The 17,781-nt window shown below is 61.7% G+C and carries 16 protein-coding genes; 6 read left to right on the top strand and 10 right to left on the bottom strand.

What is annotated here, in order from left to right:
* Nucleotides 1-12: 12 nt before the first annotated feature.
* From EI969_RS21755 to cbiE, 6 genes are all read right to left on the bottom strand, one after another.
* Complete coding sequence (locus EI969_RS21755; RefSeq protein ID WP_160389586.1) at nucleotides 13-462, bottom strand: DUF2946 domain-containing protein; 450 nt, start codon at nucleotides 460-462, stop codon at nucleotides 13-15.
* A gap of 21 nt (nucleotides 463-483) precedes the next feature.
* Nucleotides 484-963, bottom strand: coding sequence for a copper chaperone PCu(A)C (locus EI969_RS21750; protein ID WP_160389585.1), 480 nt, complete (start codon nucleotides 961-963; stop codon nucleotides 484-486).
* A gap of 47 nt (nucleotides 964-1,010) precedes the next feature.
* Nucleotides 1,011-1,409 (bottom strand): DUF2946 domain-containing protein, encoded by a 399-nt coding sequence (locus EI969_RS21745; RefSeq protein ID WP_160389584.1) that lies wholly within the window; start codon nucleotides 1,407-1,409, stop codon nucleotides 1,011-1,013.
* 380 nt (nucleotides 1,410-1,789) lie between these two features.
* Nucleotides 1,790-2,512 (bottom strand): cobalt-precorrin-6A reductase, encoded by a 723-nt coding sequence (locus tag EI969_RS21740; RefSeq protein ID WP_160389583.1) that lies wholly within the window; start codon nucleotides 2,510-2,512, stop codon nucleotides 1,790-1,792.
* Complete coding sequence (locus EI969_RS21735; RefSeq protein ID WP_160389582.1) at nucleotides 2,509-3,606, bottom strand: cobalt-precorrin-5B (C(1))-methyltransferase; 1,098 nt, start codon at nucleotides 3,604-3,606, stop codon at nucleotides 2,509-2,511. Before EI969_RS21735 ends, EI969_RS21740 begins: the two co-directional genes overlap by 4 nt.
* Entirely contained in the window at nucleotides 3,599-4,810 is a 1,212-nt protein-coding gene (cbiE, locus tag EI969_RS21730; protein WP_160389581.1) for a precorrin-6y C5,15-methyltransferase (decarboxylating) subunit CbiE, read from the bottom strand. Before cbiE ends, EI969_RS21735 begins: the two co-directional genes overlap by 8 nt.
* Before the next feature lie 183 nt (nucleotides 4,811-4,993).
* Between cbiE and cobG the strand changes: the two genes are divergently transcribed.
* From cobG to EI969_RS21700, 6 genes are all read left to right on the top strand, one after another.
* A complete protein-coding gene (gene cobG, locus EI969_RS21725) occupies nucleotides 4,994-6,301 on the top strand; it encodes a precorrin-3B synthase (RefSeq protein WP_305989811.1) in 1,308 nt (435 codons plus the stop codon).
* Complete coding sequence (locus EI969_RS21720; RefSeq protein WP_160389579.1) at nucleotides 6,294-6,920, top strand: precorrin-8X methylmutase; 627 nt, start codon at nucleotides 6,294-6,296, stop codon at nucleotides 6,918-6,920. The genes cobG and EI969_RS21720 overlap by 8 nt, the downstream gene beginning before the upstream one ends.
* Entirely contained in the window at nucleotides 6,920-7,651 is a 732-nt protein-coding gene (locus tag EI969_RS21715; RefSeq protein ID WP_160389603.1) for a precorrin-2 C(20)-methyltransferase, read from the top strand. Before EI969_RS21720 ends, EI969_RS21715 begins: the two co-directional genes overlap by 1 nt.
* Complete coding sequence (gene cobJ, locus EI969_RS21710) at nucleotides 7,651-9,354, top strand: precorrin-3B C(17)-methyltransferase (protein ID WP_160389578.1); 1,704 nt, start codon at nucleotides 7,651-7,653, stop codon at nucleotides 9,352-9,354. Before EI969_RS21715 ends, cobJ begins: the two co-directional genes overlap by 1 nt.
* Before the next feature lie 208 nt (nucleotides 9,355-9,562).
* Complete coding sequence (locus EI969_RS21705) at nucleotides 9,563-10,375, top strand: hypothetical protein (protein ID WP_160389577.1); 813 nt, start codon at nucleotides 9,563-9,565, stop codon at nucleotides 10,373-10,375.
* Between the two features lie 98 nt (nucleotides 10,376-10,473).
* Nucleotides 10,474-11,082 (top strand): hypothetical protein, encoded by a 609-nt coding sequence (locus EI969_RS21700; protein ID WP_371926009.1) that lies wholly within the window; start codon nucleotides 10,474-10,476, stop codon nucleotides 11,080-11,082.
* 85 nt (nucleotides 11,083-11,167) lie between these two features.
* Here EI969_RS21700 and EI969_RS21695 read toward each other — a convergent pair whose 3' ends face one another.
* The 4 genes from EI969_RS21695 to purH all read right to left on the bottom strand — a co-directional run bounded on the left by EI969_RS21695 (nucleotide 11,168) and on the right by purH (nucleotide 17,755).
* Entirely contained in the window at nucleotides 11,168-11,764 is a 597-nt protein-coding gene (locus EI969_RS21695; RefSeq protein WP_160389575.1) for a MarC family protein, read from the bottom strand.
* Between the two features lie 65 nt (nucleotides 11,765-11,829).
* On the bottom strand, nucleotides 11,830-14,607 hold the full coding sequence (locus tag EI969_RS21690; protein ID WP_160389574.1) for a hybrid sensor histidine kinase/response regulator: 2,778 nt from the start codon (nucleotides 14,605-14,607) through the stop codon (nucleotides 11,830-11,832).
* 100 nt (nucleotides 14,608-14,707) lie between these two features.
* Entirely contained in the window at nucleotides 14,708-16,003 is a 1,296-nt protein-coding gene (gene purD, locus EI969_RS21685) for a phosphoribosylamine--glycine ligase (RefSeq protein WP_160389573.1), read from the bottom strand.
* Between the two features lie 144 nt (nucleotides 16,004-16,147).
* On the bottom strand, nucleotides 16,148-17,755 hold the full coding sequence (purH, locus tag EI969_RS21680; RefSeq protein WP_160389572.1) for a bifunctional phosphoribosylaminoimidazolecarboxamide formyltransferase/IMP cyclohydrolase: 1,608 nt from the start codon (nucleotides 17,753-17,755) through the stop codon (nucleotides 16,148-16,150).
* Between the last annotated feature and the right edge of the window lie 26 nt (nucleotides 17,756-17,781).

Raw genomic sequence — 17,781 nt, 5'->3', positions numbered from 1 at the left:
GGATGCGGGTGTTTACGCGACGGAAGGCGGGGCGCGGGTGCGGGCGCCGGGGAAGAAGGTTTGCCGGGCGTGGCCCAGGCGCGGTGAGGGTGTGGTGTAGGTGTTGACGGGCGCGATGACGAAGTTGGCGAAAGACACGCCACCGGTCAGCGCCGGGCAATTGAACAGCAGGCTGCAATAGCCGCATTTTTCCCACAGCACGTGGTGCCCCGGGGCAGGCGGGCAGTGCTCGGCGGAGTCTTGTTTGCCGTGGTCGGCATGTTCCATCGCCGACATGTCCATGTCCATGCTCATGCCCATAGGCATGGTCATCGACATGGCGCGCGAATCCATCGGCATCGACTGAGAAATCAGCGGACCGATAAAGATCATCAGCATGGCGAACAGGCTGATCCAGCTGCCACGTGTCAGGCTCAATGCCTGATGACGCGACCTGGATGACCTGGCGCTAAGCGGGCGCATGGGCTTGGTCAGCTCAGGCGATTACGGATTGTGCACGTGCGCTTGCATGGTGTCCGGCGCCTGTTTCTGCACCGTGACCTCGACCGTCACGTCACCGGCCTTCTCGAAGTGCAGCGTCATGGGGAAGCGCTTGCCGTCAACCAGCAGGCTGCGGTCCTTGAGGCCCAGCAACATCACGTGATAGGCCATCGGTGCGAAAGTGACCTCACCACCGGCGGGCACTTCCACGCTCGGTACGTGCTGCATTTTCATCAAGTCGCCTTGCATCACATGCTCATGCAATTGCGCTTCACCGGCAATCGGTGTGTCGACGCTGAGCAGGCGGTCGGCGTTCTTGCCTTCATTGTCGATCACGAAATACGCCGCGACGGTGGGTGCGTTGGGTGGCAACTCCTGGGACCACGGGTGAGCGATCTCCAGTGCGCCGACCTTGTATTCGTGGGCATTGGCAAAGCAGGCAGGCAGCAACAAGGCGGCCAGAACGATGAGTTTGTTCAACATGGCAGTTCTCCGGAACGATTTAAACGCAGGTCAATTGCGAGAAAAAATCACACCAGAGGGGACGCGCGGGGGTTGAGACTCGGCCATTGCTGGCGCGGTGAGGGGCTTTCAAGCGAGGTTGCAGGCAGGCTTCGGTTGGACTCGAAGTGCGCGAAATACAGCTGTGGCGCATGCCCAGGCAACGCCACCAATGGCGCAGAACCCGAGCAGCACCAGCAATGCTGCATGTTGGAATGATCGTCGTTTTGCGGGGCTTTCTGTTCAAGGTCGCCGATGGAAATTGCCACCATCCTGGTGCCGCCGGAGCTGCAGAAGCTGCCCCACAACAACTGTTCGGCGGGTGACTTCGCCGTCTGCGCCATCGCTCCGGACATCGGCATGGCGAGCATGTTGAACAGCACTGCGAAGCAGGCTATCCAGGCAATTGCGAGCCGTTGTCGGGACATGGGGCAAAATCCGTTTGGGTGGGCGATCAGGCGCGGGCTATTTAGCCTGATCAGGGCCGATAAGTAAAAAGGCGGCGTGCGGTTTGGTGTCGCAGCACCTGAATCAACAGGTCCAACATGGGTTGAGCAATTTCTGGCTCGCCGTTATGAAAGAGTGTAGCGACTTCGATTCGGAATGCTTGGGCAAATGTCGGATCACTTTGGATACGTGCACAGATGGTGTGGTTGACGTCGCTGAACGTCGCCAGACAGGACGCCTTCGCGGGCAAGCCCGCTCCCACAAGTTTCTCCGTCTGAATCTGATTTGGTGGCCGACCAGGATCACTGTGGGAGCGGGCTTGCCCGCGAAGGCGTCCTTGGGGTGTTCGCAAAAGTCAGGTTTATAACCGCTCTGCAATTGCGCGTAGCACTTCGGCCACTGCCGGAAACTCCCGATCTACCTCAGGCAACATCGGCCGTTTCAACACCAGCACCGGCACCCTGCGCTCACGCGCCACTTCCAGCTTCGGCTCGGTCGCCGTGCTGCCGCTGTTTTTACTGATCAGCACATCGATGTTTCGCCGTTCGAACAGCTCACGTTCATCGTCAATCAGGAAAGGTCCCCGTGCGCCGATCACTTCGCAGCGCTCGTTGCCCGGATACACGTCCAGCGCGCGCAGGGTCCAGAATTGTTCCTCAGGAATTTCATCGAGATGTTGCAGGGGCTCGCGACCGAGGGTGAACAGCGGCTGGCGGAAAGGCTTCAGGGCTTCGATCAGTTCGCCCCAATCGGCAACTTCCCGCCAGTCATCCCCCGCCTGGGCTTGCCAGGCCGGACGCCGTAGCGCCCAGCAGGGAACGCCGCTCGAGTGCGCGGCCATCGCGGCGTTCTGGCTGATCTGGGCGGCGTAGGGGTGAGTGGCGTCGAGCAGCAGATCGATCCCTTCATCGCGAATGAATTGCGCCAGGCCCTCGGCACCGCCGTAGCCGCCGACGCGAACCTGGCATTGCAGATCCGTCGGAACCCGACCGACACCGGCCAGGCTGTAGATATGCTGCGGTCCCAGTGTGCGGGCGATGGCCAGAGCTTCGGTCACGCCGCCGAGCAACAGGATGCGTTTCATTGAAAGGCTCCCGCATGGCCAACGATCCCGCCCTGGCGATCGATGGCAAAGACTTCCACCTGGACCTGCGCCGGCACCACGCTGCGGGCAAAGTCCAGGGCGTGCTGGCAGACCGCGTCACCCAGGGCGACCCCGGCGGCGGCGGCCATGGCCAGTGCCTGCTGGCTGGTGTTGGCCTCGCGGATGTTTTGCTGCAACGCCGCATCGGCGCCGACCTGCGCTGCCCATGACGCCAGTTGCGGCAGGTCGATGCTCGAATGACGGCTGTGCAGATCCATATGCCCGGCCGCCAGTTTGCTGATCTTGCCGAAACCGCCGCACAGGCTGAGTTTATCCACAGGGACTTTGCGCAGGTGTTTGAGCACGGCGCCGACGAAGTCACCCATTTCGATCAAAGCGATTTCCGGCAGGTTGTAGACCCGGCGCATGGTGTCTTCGCTGGCATTGCCGGTGCAGGCGGCGATGTGCAGGTAACCGTTGGTTTTTGCCACGTCGATGCCCTGGTGGATCGAGGCGATGTAGGCCGCGCAGGAAAACGGCCGGACGATGCCGCTGGTGCCGAGGATCGACAGGCCACCCAGAATGCCCAGGCGCGGGTTCATGGTTTTGAGTGCCAGCGCCTCGCCGTTCTCGACATTGACCGTGACCTCGAAACCGCCGCTGTAGCCGAGTTCGTCGGCCAACCGGGCCAGGTGTTCGCCGATCATTTTGCGCGGCACCGGGTTGATCGCCGGTTCGCCGACAGCCAGCACCAGCCCGGGCCGGGTCACGGTGCCGACGCCGCGACCGGCATGAAAGCGAACCCCGGGTTCGGTGCTCAAGCGCACCTGGGAGTAGAGCAGGGCGCCATGGGTCACGTCCGGATCGTCACCGGCGTCCTTGAGGGTTCCCGCTTCGGCACCGTCCCCGCTGAGGCGGCAGAACTCCAGGCGCATCTGCACCTGCTTGCCTTTGGGCAGGACGATTTCCACGGCATCGGCCGCTGTGCCATCCAGCAGCAGGCGCGCGGCAGCGAGGCTGGTGGCCGTGGCGCAACTGCCGGTGGTCAGGCCACTGCGCAGGGGGGCGGGTTGTTCGGCGGTTTCGTCACGCATCGAAGGGTTTCGTCACGTCCAGCAAGGTAATCGGCAAGGCCTGGCGCCAGGTGTCGAAGTCGCCCAACGGTTGTGCTTGCGCGATATGAATGCGCGTCAGCTCTCCGCCATGTTGCTCGCGCCAGGCCATCAGGGTCATTTCACTTTGCAGGGTGACGGCGTTGGCGATCAGCCGGCCACCGGGTTTGAGTGCGGCCCAGCAGGTATCGAGGACGCCTTCGCGGGTGACGCCGCCGCCAATGAAAATCGCATCCGGTCGCTCCAGCCCGGCCAAGGCCTGTGGCGCGTTGCCGCGAACCAGTTGCAGGCCGGGAACGCCGAGGGCATCGCGGTTGTGTTCGATCAACGCTTGTCGGCCCACATCTGCCTCGATGGCCAACGCGCGGCAAGCGGGGTGGGCGCGCATCCATTCGATGCCGATCGAGCCACTGCCGGCGCCGACATCCCACAGCAATTCGCCGGGGACAGGCGCCAGGCGCGCAAGGGTGATGGCGCGCACGTCGCGTTTGGTCAATTGGCCGTCGTGCTTGAAGGCCGAGTCGGGCAGCCCGGCCAATCGCGACAGGCGAGGTGTATCGCGTTCAGCCACGCACTCGATGGCGATCAGGTTCAAGTCGGCGATCGGTGGATCGCCCCAGTCGCTGGCGATACCTTCGACACGCCGCTCGGCTGCGCCGCCCAGATGTTCCAGCACGGTGAGGCGGCTAGGGCCGAAGCCACGTTCGTGCAACAGTGCAGCGATGGCGGCAGGACTGCGACCGTCGTTGCTCAATATCAGCAAGCGTACGCCGCTGGACAGGTGGGCATTGAGTGCGGCGACAGGCCGGGCCACCACCGAAAGGGTGGCCACATCCTGCAAAGGCCACCCCATACGGGCTGCGGCCAGTGAGCAGGAGGACGGCGCGGGGAGCGTCAGCATTTCGCTGACCGGGAGCTGCCTGGCGAGGCTGGCGCCGACGCCGTAGAACATCGGATCGCCACTGGCCAGGACGCAAACGGGTTCGCCACGGTTCGAAAGCAGCGACTCAAGGCAGAAGGGGCTCGGCCACGGCTGGCGCTCGCCGCGAATGCACGGCGGGAGCAAATCCAGATGCCGCTGGCCGCCGAAGATTTTCGAGGCGCGCAACAGCGCATGCCGGGCGTTTTTGCCCAGGCCCTTGAAACCGTCTTCGCCGATGCCTACTACCGTCAGCCAGGGTGTCATGCCATTCCTCAATCACGCGTTCAACGTTGTTGGGCGGCATGATAGCGCGGGTTCCTTGAGCTGACTGCCTTGTCTTCCCGACCGGAGTCTTTTCATGCAGCGAAGTAAAGCAGGCATAATACCGCGCACTTTCGCCGTGAACTGCCTCGCCACCTGAACGGGTCCGCCTTGAACGAACGTACACTGTCCGCTGCCTTACGCCCCTCGGCCTGTCCGGGGTTGCTGCGTATTGTCCCGGCGCTGGATGGCGGCATCTGCCGGATCAAGTTGGACGGCGGTTCGATCAGCAGCGGCCAGGCCGAGGTCATAGCGTCTGCGGCCGAGCGATATGCCAGCGGAGCGATCGAGGCGACCAACCGGGCCAATCTGCAGATCCGTGGCATTGGTGATGAGCAAGCGGCGCTGATCGATAGCCTGCTGGCCGCCGATCTGGGGCCGCGTACGGCGGCTGGCGACGATGTGCGCAACCTGATGCTCAGCCCCGGCGCCGGGATCGATCGACGCATGCTGTTTGACACTCGCCCGCTGGCCGGGCAGATCCTCGCGACACTGCAAAGCCAGGAAGCTTTCCACGATCTCAGTGCCAAATTCGCCGTGCAGCTCGATGGCGCTGAAGACCTGGCGATGCTCGACCATCCCCATGACCTGTGGCTCTCTGCGTTTGCGCAAAACGGCGAGCAGCGGCTGGCGTTCGGTCTGGCGGGGTGCCCGACGGACAGACCTGCCGCTTCGATAGCTCTCGCTGACGGGCACGCGCTGGTGGTGGCGGTCCTGGAATTGTTCCTTGAACTGGCGCGTCCCGAGCAAACGCGAATGCGTCATTTGCTGGCCGAATACTCGGTCGAGGACGTGCTGCTTCGACTGGCTGAACGTGTATCGCTGCAAGCGGTCGTCGATTGGCAGCGGATTCCGGGTGGCAGTGATTTGCACATCGGCGCACATCCCCAGGCCGAGCCCGGTGTCGTCTATGTAGGGGCCGTCCCGCCATTGGGGCGGCTCGATCCGACGATGCTGCGCGGTGTGGCACACCTGGCACGCGAGTTCGGTGATTCGAGCTTGCGCTTCACACCCTGGCAAAGTCTGCTGGTGCCCAATGTCCGCGCGGAAAATGCCGCCGAGGTCATTCGGCAATTGCAGTCTCTTGGCTTGCAGTGCGAAGCCGATCAGCCCTTGTCCCGGTTGATCGCCTGCACCGGCTCAAACGGCTGCGGTAAAGGCCTGGCCGAAACCAAGGGCGATGCCCTGAAACTGGCCGCGCTGCTGCACCGCCATGGACCGGCGCTGAACATACACCTGAGCGGTTGCCCGCGTTCCTGCGCCGCCGCACATATCGCACCTGTCACGTTGCTGGCCGTCGCCCCCGGCCACTACGATCTCTATTTTCGCGATGCAGCGCAGCCGGGTTTCGGCGCGCTGCACGCACACAACCTTACTATTGAAGCGGTCGCGACCTTGCTCGACGCCCGCTCACGGAGCCCCCTTGATGCTTGATTACATCCGCGACGGTCAGGAGATCTATCGCAACTCCTTCGCGATCATTCGCGCCGAGGCCAACCTCGAGCGCATTCCGGCCGATCTGGAGAAACTCGCCGTTCGCGTGATTCACGCCTGCGGCATGGTCGAGGCCATCGACGGGTTGCAGTTTTCCGAGGGGGCAGGCAAGGCCGGGCGTGATGCGCTGGCGGCCGGTGCACCGATCTTGTGCGATGCGCGGATGGTCTCCGAAGGCGTGACCCGCGCGCGCCTGCCGGCGAACAATGCAGTGATCTGCACCTTGCGCGACGAGAGCGTTCCGCAGCTTGCCCGTGAATTGGGCAATACCCGCTCAGCCGCTGCGCTGGAGCTGTGGCGGCCGCATCTGGAAGGCAGCGTGGTGGTGATCGGCAACGCACCGACGGCGCTGTTCTATCTGCTTGAAATGCTCGACGCCGGCGCGCCGAAACCGGCGTTGATCCTCGGTTTTCCAGTAGGTTTCGTCGGCGCCGCCGAATCCAAGGCGGCGCTGGCGGCCGACAGCCGTGGTGTCCCTTTTGTCATCATGCAAGGCCGTCTGGGCGGTAGCGCCATGGCCGCGGCCGCCGTCAATGCCCTCGCCACGGAGATCGAATGATGCAGCAACCTGGACGATTGATCGGCCTCGGTGTCGGCCCCGGTGATCCGGAACTGATTACCGTCAAGGCGCTGCGGTTGCTGCGCGAGTCGCCTGTCGTTGCGTACTTCGTCGCCAAGGGCAAGAAGGGCAACGCCTTCGGCATCATCGAAGCCCATCTGCAAGACGCACAGAATCTGTTGCCACTGGTGTACCCGGTGACCACCGAAGCCTTGCCGGCGCCGTTGTCCTATGAGCAAGTGATCAGCGACTTCTACGATGACGCGGCCACCGAACTGGCCGCGCATCTCGATGCGGGCCGTGACGTGGCGGTGATCTGCGAGGGTGACCCGTTCTTCTACGGCTCCTACATGTACCTGCACGACCGGCTCGCCGAGCGTTATCAGGCCGAAGTCGTGCCGGGCGTTTGCTCGATGCTCGGCGGCGCCTCGGTGCTCGGTGCGCCGCTGGTGTATCGCAATCAGAGCCTGTCGGTGTTGTCCGGCGTGTTGCCGCACGATGAACTCAAGCGGCGTCTGGCCGATGCCGATGCAGCGGTGATCATGAAGCTGGGACGCAACTTTCCCAAGGTTCGCCAGGTGCTGGAAGAACTCGGCCTGGCCGAGCGTGCGCTGTACGTCGAGCGCGCGACCATGGCCAATCAGAAGATCGTGCCGCTGGATCAGGTCGAGCCGATGTCCTCGCCGTATTTCTCGTTGATCATCGTTCCCGGTGAAAGGTGGCAAGGCTGATGACCCGTCCAGTTCCGGCGATTGTCATTCTCGGCAATGGCAGCCTCGCGATCGCGCGCAGCATTCAGCAGGTGTACCCCGAAGCCCTGATCCACGGGCTGGCCGCACGAGTCGATGGTGCGGATCGGGTCTATCACGAATTTGGTGCGACCCTGCGCGAACTCTATCAGCAGGGCACCCCGATCATTGCCCTGTGCGCGGCCGGGATCGTGATCCGTACGTTGGCGCCCTTGTTGCTGGAAAAGGGCGCCGAACCACCGGTATTGGCGGTGGCCGAAGACGGCAGCGCCGTGGTTCCACTGCTGGGCGGTCTCGGCGGGGTGAATGTGATGGCGCGGGAGATTGCCGCTGCGCTTGAAGTCGCTGCGGCGATCACCACCAGCGGCGAGTTGCGTTTCGGCACGTGCCTGCTCAATCCGCCCAGCGGCTATGCCCTTGGTGATCTGGAACTGGGCAAACGCTTCGTTTCCGATTTGCTCGCCGGGGAAACGGTGCGCATTGAGGGGGAGGCTCCGTGGCTGGCGCAGGCGCAGTTGCCCGAAGATGCGCAGGCCCGGCTAGCGGTGCATGTCAGTCATGCCGAACGGGCACCCGCAGCCAATGAACTGTTGATCTACCCGCGCAATGTGGTGGTCGCTGTGGATGCTGGCTTGGTGAACGTCGCCGGGGCAATCCGCGAGGCGTTGCATCAGGCAAAAATCGCCGTGCAGTCGTTGGCCTGCCTGTTGGCCGCCGACAGCGAAATGGCCAGTTCGGCGTTGCGCGAGGCGGCGCTCGAACTGGGTGTGGCGCTGCGTTTTGTTGGCGCTGAGAAGGCGCTTGGCGAACGTTTACGTACTGCAATCGGCCAGCCCGTTTCCATGCTTGATAGCGACACCGTTGCCATTGCGGTGGCAGGGCAGCCGTTGGACCCGTTGCAGATCGGCCGCCCGCGTGGACGGCTGGCGGTGATCGGCCTCGGGCCAGGTGCTGCTGAACTGATGGTGCCGGCAGTGAAGGCTGAACTGGCCCGCGCCAACGATGTATTGGGCTACGAAACCTACGTGCGCATGGCCGGGCCATTTCGCGCCGACCAGGTGCTGCATTGCACCGACAACCGTGAAGAGATGCAGCGCGCCCGCCACGCTTTCGAACTGGCGGCCCAAGGGCGTTCGGTGGTGGTGGTTTCTTCGGGCGATCCGGGAGTTTTCGCCATGGCTGCGGCGGTGCTGGAAGCGCTGCACGAATCCACTGACGCCAATTGGCACAACGTCGATCTCGAGATTTTGCCGGGGGTTTCCGCCTCGCTGGCGACGGCTGCCCAGGCCGGCGCACCGCTGGGGCATGACTTCTGTGTGCTGTCGCTCTCGGATAACCTCAAGCCTTGGTCGATTATCGAGAAGCGCCTGGACCTGGCCGCTCAAGCCGATCTGGCCCTTGCTTTCTACAACCCGATCTCGCGCGCCCGGCCATGGCAATTGGGCCAGGCTCTGGACACAGTCGCCCGGCACCGTGTGCCTGAGACTCCCGTGGTGCTGGGGCGGGATATCGGGCGTCCGGGGCAGACGCTACGGGTCACCACCCTTGGTCAGTTGACCCCGGATCAGGTCGACATGCGCACCATGGTGTTGATCGGTTCATCCCTGACTTGCGTATTTCCGCGGGTCGGCGGCGGTGATTGGGTTTACACGCCGCGTTGGTACCCCAGCAAGCCAGCGACCTGAGTGAAAGCGGCTTTATTCTAAGGTCGCTGATGTTCAATGCAACAACTAACGATGGGGCCTGCGATTGACGAAAGTTGTCGCGGGCCCTTTTGTTTTTTTCAGGGGTCGTGAAATAAGTTCTCAGTGTTTTTACTTTGACTGGTTCAATCCTGCGCTTTAGTTTCCATGTGGTCGCATGAGGCGACTTGTTAATTAAAGGGAGATTTAAATGACCGATATAGATGTTCGCTCGGTGGCTCAAATCGCATTTGATGATGCCATGCAGGATAGTTATTTCGAAGGCGTTGCCGCAGAACTGAAAAACGTCGCGCCACGGACGCGGACCAAGCGTTCCATCTCGACACTGAGCGCAGAGTCGAGTGATTCGTCGGAACAAGGTGTAGGGGCTTCGGTAGTAGGGCCTTCGCTCGTGGTGTTCGACCAGGCGCTTTCGGAGGATGACATGCAGGATGCGCTGGACTGCCAGCAGTTTGCCGAAGCAGTGGTCCGGCGCCTGCCCAAGGAAACCAGCAACGAACAGCGTTACCATAAATACAACGAGGCATTGTTGGCGGTGGGCTGGGTGACGGAAAGCTTCACCTACAAGAAATACGTCAGCAAACAGCTCACCATTACGATGAATGAGGCTGTGTTGCAGGTACTGGAGACCGTCATTTCCGGTGGCACGGGCAGTGTCTTGAGCCTTGTCGCGTCGGGTTTCAGCAAGCTTAAGGGCGATAAGGACGCACTGAAGATTGTCGATGCCGGCAGCAAGAAAAACGAAGTCGTCAGCTTCAAGGCTGTGCCTTGCATTGCGACGCCAGGCGGCATGTCCATGTTGATGGGAGGTCTTGACTTGGTGGACAAGGAATACAACGGCAACTTTCTATTCGTGACTTACAAGACCCAAGGCTTGCAGATTTTTCAGGGTGCCGGTGTGCGCAAGTTTAATCGACGTGCATTCGAACGAAAGAAAACCATGATATATGCCTATAACGATGAGTTTGCTGATGGTCTTTTCAAACAATTGACAGGTCAATAAGGCGGGCAGGCTTTGATCAATGTAGTCGATCAAGGTACTGACTGTATGGGTTGAATATGTCTACGTCTGTTAATGCTGTCGTAGTGGGTGGTTGCCTTGTGTCCTTTACCCCGCAGGTAAGTTCGCAAGACCAGGAGGATATACAAGCCTGCCTGTTGTACGCGGAACTGGCAGCCAATGAAAAATACCCGGACCGGTTGTCGAGGAAGGTCTGGTTCGATTATTTTCAAGGGCGACTGCTCAAGGCGGGATTCACGCTCAAGACCCTCGTTCCCTCCGATCCGATCCTGGTCGCAAGTGTCCGTCAATTGCTCAGTGAAAGTTATACTATTATGGGCAAATTGGGCGTGGAGCGCTTGGGCCAGCTCTTCCAGGACACCTTCAAGGCATTGCGGCTGGATGAGTTTGCCTGGGACTTCTTTCGCGGGAATGTTGCCAAAGGCGGCTCGGGTATCCTCAAGTGCGCGCCTTGCGAGCGGCTCACCTCGGGCGAAGTGGTCGTCTGCCTGCTTGGCTTGCGCTACAGCGCGACCGTGATTGAAAACGACTTTTTCCTGTGGAGCGAGTTCGATCGAGAACTGGCGATCATTCCCGGTGGCGGAGTGTTCGTGTTCAACCGAGGGGAGTTTGAAAACTACCGTAAACGGGTCCACGAGAAAATCGACGCTTATTCGAGCAAGGTGTTCATGCGCAAACTCCAGTCATGACTGAAAGGTCTGGTACGCAATAAAAGACAAGGCCCCGTGATTGATGCACGGGGCCTTGTTTTTCGGGTTTGGACAAGCGGCCGCTTCAAGGCACCAGATAGCCCTTCACCCCGGTGAAGATGATCTGCGCCGCCAGCGCACACACGAACAACCCCATCAAGCGGCTGACGATCTGTAGCCCCTGGTCGCCAAGAAGGCGCTCGATGCGACCGGATAAAAACAGCACCACGCCCACGGTGAAACTGGCCAGGGCAATGCTGACAATGGCCGTGAGCTTGTCGTCCCAATGCGGCTGGCTCACACCCATCACCAGCAGGGCGCCGATGGTGCCGGGGCCGACGGTCAGCGGAATGGTCAGCGGGACGATGGTCACATCTTGCTGCACATTGTCGGTCTGTACCGCCGACTTGCCTTGTGCCATCCCCAGTGCCGAGATGAACAGGACGCTGCCTGCACCGATGCGGAACGCGTCCACGGTAATGCCGAAAACACTGAAAATCACCCGGCCGAACAAATACAACAGCACGCTGGAGACCAGTGTGGCGACCGCTACTTTCCAGGCCAGCCGACGCTGTTCCTTGCGCGAGTAACCACGGGTCAGGCTGATGAAGCACGACAACACGAAGAATGGGCTGTAGAGCACCAGCATCTTCAGGTAAACGCTGAACAACACATGGAGCATGGTGCCGGGCTCACTGGCGAGGGAAGTCGAGGGGGAGTCTATCAGGGGTTGCGCAGTCTGTCGGCTCAGGACGTTTGGGTCGTTGCGCGATTCTGCTGGTCACGCTGGGCGACCCAGTGTTCGATCAATTCACGCAGCTGCGACAATTCGACCGGCTTGGCCATGTGGCCGTCCATGCCGGCCTGGCGTGCACGCTCCTTGTGTTCGGCCAGGATATGGGCGGTCAATGCCACCACCGGTGTACGGACCCGCTGATTGCCGACTTCCCAGGCACGCAATTGCTGGGTGGCCGAGAAGCCGTCGAGGATCGGCATTTCACAGTCCATCAGCACCAGGTCGTAACGTTGGGCCTTCATTGCCTGCAGGGCTTCTTCGCCGTTGCAGGCGGTATCCGGTTGCAGGTTGAGCTTGCTCAGCATGCCGCGGATCACCTTGGTGGAGATGCTGTTGTCTTCGGCCACCAGAATGCGGAAGTCGCTGGGGACCTTGACCGGCAGTGCCGGGCCGTTTGGCAGTGGGTGCGTGACGACTTGGCCTTTGTTGCGTTGGGTCAGTTCGTCGGCCAGGGTGGTCTTGAGGGTGTAGCCGGCCACCGGTTTGGCGAGAATGCGCTTGATCCCGGAGTTGCGCGCGATGATCTTGCTCGGCGCATTGCTGATGCCGGTGAGCATGATCAGCAGGATGTCATGGTTCAGGCTCGGGTCTTCCTTGATCTTGGCCGCCAGTTGCATGCCGGTCATGCCGGGCATGTTCTGGTCCAGCAGGACCACGTCGAAGTAGTCGCGCAAATGCGCCTTGGTGCGCAGCAGTGCCAGCGCTTCCTTGCCCGAAGGCGCAGCGCTGACGTTCAGGCCCCAGGCGCTGCATTGCTGCACCAGCACCTTGCGACAAGTGTCGTTGTCGTCCACCACCAACACCCGCGCACCTTGCAGCGGGCCGTCGAGGTCGGAGGTCGGGTGTTCGAGGCGATCCGGGTCCAGCGGCAGGGTCAGCCACAGGGTGCTGCCCTGGTTGCTGCCACTCTTGATTCCGAATTCCCCTTGCATCAAGCGAATCAACTGCCGGGCAATCACCAGCCCCAGGTTGCCGCCCAGGTGGGTGGCCGAAAGGAAATGCCGGCTGTGCAGTTCGGCGTGCATCAGGGCGTCGCGTTCTTCGGCGTCCATCGGCTCGCCGCTGTCCTGCACGGCGATGCGCAGGCGTGGTTTGCTGTTGCGCTCGTCGAGCGCCACGACGATCAGGATTTCGCCTTCATCGGTTTTTTTCAGGGCGTTTTCAAGCAGGCTCAACAGGGTCTGGCGCAGGCGCGTCGGGTCACCGCTGATCACCCGCGGCACTTGCGGCTGGATGAAACTGATCAACTCGACGTTTTGCTGCTCGGCCTTGGCGCGGAAGATGCTCAGGCAGTCTTCGATCAGCGCATTGAGGTCGAACTGCACATCGTCCAGTTCGATCTGTCCGGACTCGAGTTTGGAAATGTCGAGAATTTCGTTGATCAGGGTCAGCAGCTCGTTGCCGGCGCTGTGGATCGTCTGCACATAGTCGCGTTGCTTGACCGAAAGTGGTGTGCCCAGCAGCAGCTCGGTCATGCCGAGGACGCCGTTCATGGGGGTGCGGATCTCATGGCTGATCTTCGCCAGGAACTCGGCCTTGGCGTTGATCTCGGCGTTGCTGGCCGCCAAGTCACGGCTGATGCTGAAACGGTCTTCGGTGATGCGGCGCTGACGCTCGCTCAACGCAATGCTCATCAACAGGCCGCTGATGCAGATGAACAACAGCAAAGTGGTGATCAGGCCATGGGGTTCGATCAGGGTCAGCCCCAACAGTGCGGGCAGGATGACCAGGGTCCCGAGGTTGAACACCACCATGGCCGCCACGAAGAGACGAGCCGGGCGATAACCCTTTTGCCAGTGATAGGCGCTGATGAACAGCATGGTCAGGCCGGCCAGGGCTACCAGGCCATAGGTAATGAAGTTCAGCGGCAAGGTATTGACGAACAGCAGCATCAATCCGCAGGCCGTGATGAGCAGGACCTCGCCGAGCAGCAACCGGTTCAGCGGGTGCGGCCCGAGCGGGGAGAAGAAGCGATAGGCAAGCATCAGGCCGCAGGGCGCGGTCAGCAGCAGTGCCAGGTAAGCCCCCGGTGTTTGCAGTGCGTGCCAGTCCGGGAGCCAGGGGCCGGCGAGGTTCAGCAACAGCAGCAGGCTGAGCATCAGCAGCCCCTCGCACGCCGCCAGCCAGAGGGCGCTGTGCGAACGGGTGTAGGCGTAGCGGATGAGGTTGTGCAGGATCAGCATGGCGATGCAACCGAACAACAGGCCATAGATCAGCGTCTGATTGTGGTTGGCCGCTGCGATGACCGCCGATTGCAGGGTGATGTAGGGCCGTAACTGGTGGTCGGAGGCCAGCCGCAGGTATACGTCCAGGGGGCCGTCGCTTTGCGGCAGGGCCAGCATGAAGTCGCTGCTGGGCAATGGCCGCTCGGATTGCGGCTGTTCGTTGCCGGTGCTGGATTGATCGATCAGCCTGTCGCCGTCCAGCACATACATGTTGAACTGGCGCAGGTCCGGCGCGAACACCCGCAGCACCTGCTCATGTTTGCCCGGTGCAAGCTTGAATCGCAACCATAACGCGCCCTCGGGTTCGGCCGCGGTAATGCGGTCGAGTTCGATGGGGCTGAATTGATTGGTGTAGCGGGCGGAACGGATGTCGCTCAGTTGCAGGTCGCCTTGTTCGTCGAGCAATACCGCCCAGCCACTGCCTTGCGCGGCTTGGGCCGGTAGCATGCAGAGCAGGGTCAGCAATGTGACGGTTAAGCTTATGGCAATCCTGAGCCAGCGCACGGCGAAATCCCTTCGTTAGGTTGATGCCAGAATATAACGATGCGCGGCGCCGGAATAGCCAGGCAATGAACGGCGTTCATTGCCTGGCGCGGTGTCTGCCTTATTCCTGATTTTCGCCACGCTCGCGGGCAATGGCGCGGTAGCCAATGTCCTTGCGATAGAAGCAGCCTTCCCAGTCAATCGCTGCCGCCAGCTTGTAGGCCTGCTGCTGTGCAGCGTCGACACTGGCACCCATGGCTGTGGCGCACAATACGCGACCACCGGCGGTCACTACCTGACCATCCTTGAGCGCAGTGCCAGCGTGGAAAACCTTGCCTTCCAGTGTAGCCGCTGCATCCAGCCCATTGATGGCTGCGCCTTTGGCGTAATCACCAGGATAGCCGCCCGCGGCCAGCACGATGCCGACGCTCGGACGTGGATCCCATTGCGCTTCCACTTTATCCAGTGCCTGCGCCAGGGCAGCTTCGACCAGCAAAACCAGGCTCGACTGCAGGCGCAGCATCACCGGTTGGGTCTCAGGGTCGCCGAAACGGCAGTTGAATTCGATGACTTTTGGGTTACCAGCCTTGTCGATCATCAGGCCGGCATACAGGAAGCCAGTGTAGACGTTGCCTTCCTCGGCCATGCCGCGCACGGTCGGCCAGATCACCAGGTCCATGACGCGCTTGTGCACGTCGGCGGTGACCACTGGTGCCGGGGAGTAAGCACCCATGCCGCCGGTGTTTGGACCGCTGTCGCCGTCGCCGACGCGTTTGTGGTCCTGGCTGGTGGCCATCGGCAGCACGTTCTTGCCGTCGACCATGACGATGAAGCTGGCTTCTTCGCCGTCCAGGAACTCTTCGATGACCACGCGCGAACCTGCATCGCCAAAGGCATTGCCCGCCAGCATGTCGCGCACGGCGTCTTCGGCTTCGGTCAGGGTCATGGCGACGATCACGCCTTTACCCGCGGCCAGGCCGTCGGCCTTGATCACGATCGGCGCGCCTTTTTCTCGCAGGTAAGCGAGGGCCGGCTCGATTTCGGTGAAGTTCTGGTAGTCGGCAGTCGGGATCTTGTGGCGAGCCAGGAAGTCCTTGGTGAACGCTTTCGAACCTTCCAGCTGCGCAGCGCCAGCGGTCGGACCGAAGCAATCCAGACCGCGGCTGCGGAACAGATCCACGACACCGGCGACCAGCGGCACTTCAGGGCCGACGATGGTCAGGGAAACGTTTTTCTCGGCAAAGTCTGCCAGTTGCTCAAGGGCCAGTACGTCGATGGCGACGTTCTCGCACTTGGCTTCGATGGCGGTGCCGGCGTTGCCCGGAGCCACGAATACCTTCTGCACACGCGGATCCTGAGCCACTTTCCAGGCCAGGGCGTGTTCACGGCCACCGCTGCCAATGATCAAAACATTCATTTCAAAAACCTCGGATGACGCTAATTCGGGGATGCATCCTGCTGGATGCTGACCGTAGGAGCCGGCTTGCTGGCGTTCGGGTCATCGCCGTTTACCTGGCAGGCCGCTATCGCCGGCAAGCCGGCTCCTACAGTGGACGTGTTATCAGTGACGGAAGTGGCGCATGCCGGTGAAGACCATGGCGATGCCGGCTTCGTCGGCAGCAGCAATCACTTCGTTGTCACGCATCGAGCCGCCTGGCTGGATCACCGCAGTGATACCGGCCTTGGCCGCGTTGTCGATGCCGTCGCGGAACGGGAAGAACGCGTCGGATGCCATGACAGCACCTTGAACCTGCAGGCCAGCATGTTCTGCCTTGATCGCAGCAATACGCGCGGAGTTCACGCGGCTCATCTGGCCGGCGCCGACACCGATGGTCTGGCGGTTCTTGGCGTAGACGATGGCGTTGGACTTGACGTACTTGGCGACTTTCCAGGCGAAGATCAGGTCGTGGATTTCCTGTTCGGTCGGAGCGCGTTTGGTCACGACTTTCAGGTCGTCGGCGCCGATCATGCCGATGTCGCGGCTCTGTACCAGCAGGCCACCGTTGACGCGCTTGTAGTCCCAGGCAGCGGCGCGGTCGGCCGACCACTCGCCGCAGGCCAGCAGGCGTACGTTGGCTTTGGCGGCGACGATGGCGCGGGCTTCTTCGCTGACGCTTGGGGCAATGATCACTTCGACGAACTGACGCTCGACGATGGCCTTGGCGGTCTCGGCGTCCAGCTCGCGGTTGAAGGCGATGATGCCGCCGAAAGCGGATTCGGTGTCGGTGGCGTAGGCCAGGTCGTAGGCCTTGCGGATGCCGCCTTCGGCATCAGGGCTGACAGCCACGCCGCACGGGTTGGCGTGCTTGACGATCACGCAGGCCGGCTTGACGAAGCTCTTCACGCATTCCAGCGCGGCGTCGGTGTCGGCCACGTTGTTGTACGACAGTTCCTTGCCTTGCAGTTGGGTCGCGGTGGCGATGCCGACCTCGCTTGGCTTGGCTTCCACGTAGAACGCCGCGCTCTGGTGCGGGTTCTCGCCGTAGCGCATTTCCTGGGCCTTGATGAACTGGCTGTTGAAGGTGCGCGGGAATTCGCTGCGGCCTTCTGTGCTCAGTGTCTCGGCAGCCTGGTTCACGGTGCCCATGTAGTTGGCGATCATGCCGTCATAAGCAGCGGTGTGTTCGAAGGCCTTGAGCATCAGGTCGAAGCGCTGGGCGTAGGTCAGGCCGCCGGCCTTGAGGTTTTCCAGGACGTTGGCGTAATCGCTGGCGTTAACCACGATGGCCACGTCCTTGTGGTTCTTGGCAGCCGAACGGACCATGGTCGGGCCGCCGATGTCGATGTTCTCGATGGCGGTCGGCAGGTCGCAGCCTGGCTTGTTGATGGTGGCTTCGAACGGGTACAGGTTGACCGCTACCAGGTCGATCGGCTTGATACCGTGCTCGTTCATGATGGCGTCGTCGATACCGCGACGACCGAGGATCCCGCCGTGGATTTTCGGGTGCAGGGTCTTCACCCGGCCGTCCATCATTTCCGCGAAACCGGTGTAATCCGCGACTTCCACTGCGGCAACGCCGTTGTCCTGCAGCAGCTTGAACGTCCCGCCGGTGGAGAGGATCTCGACGCCCAGGGCTTCAAGCTCCTTGGCGAATTCGAGGATCCCGGTCTTGTCGGAAACGCTGATCAAGGCGCGGCGGATCGGCAGGCGGGTAGTCTGGTCGGTCATCTCAATTTCCATCAAAAGCAAAGGAA

This window comes from Pseudomonas sp. PB101, assembly GCF_009764265.1.
Lineage (GTDB): Bacteria > Pseudomonadota > Gammaproteobacteria > Pseudomonadales > Pseudomonadaceae > Aquipseudomonas.
Note: the sequence above shows the minus strand (reverse complement) of the source record. Positions and strands in the feature narration are given on the sequence as shown.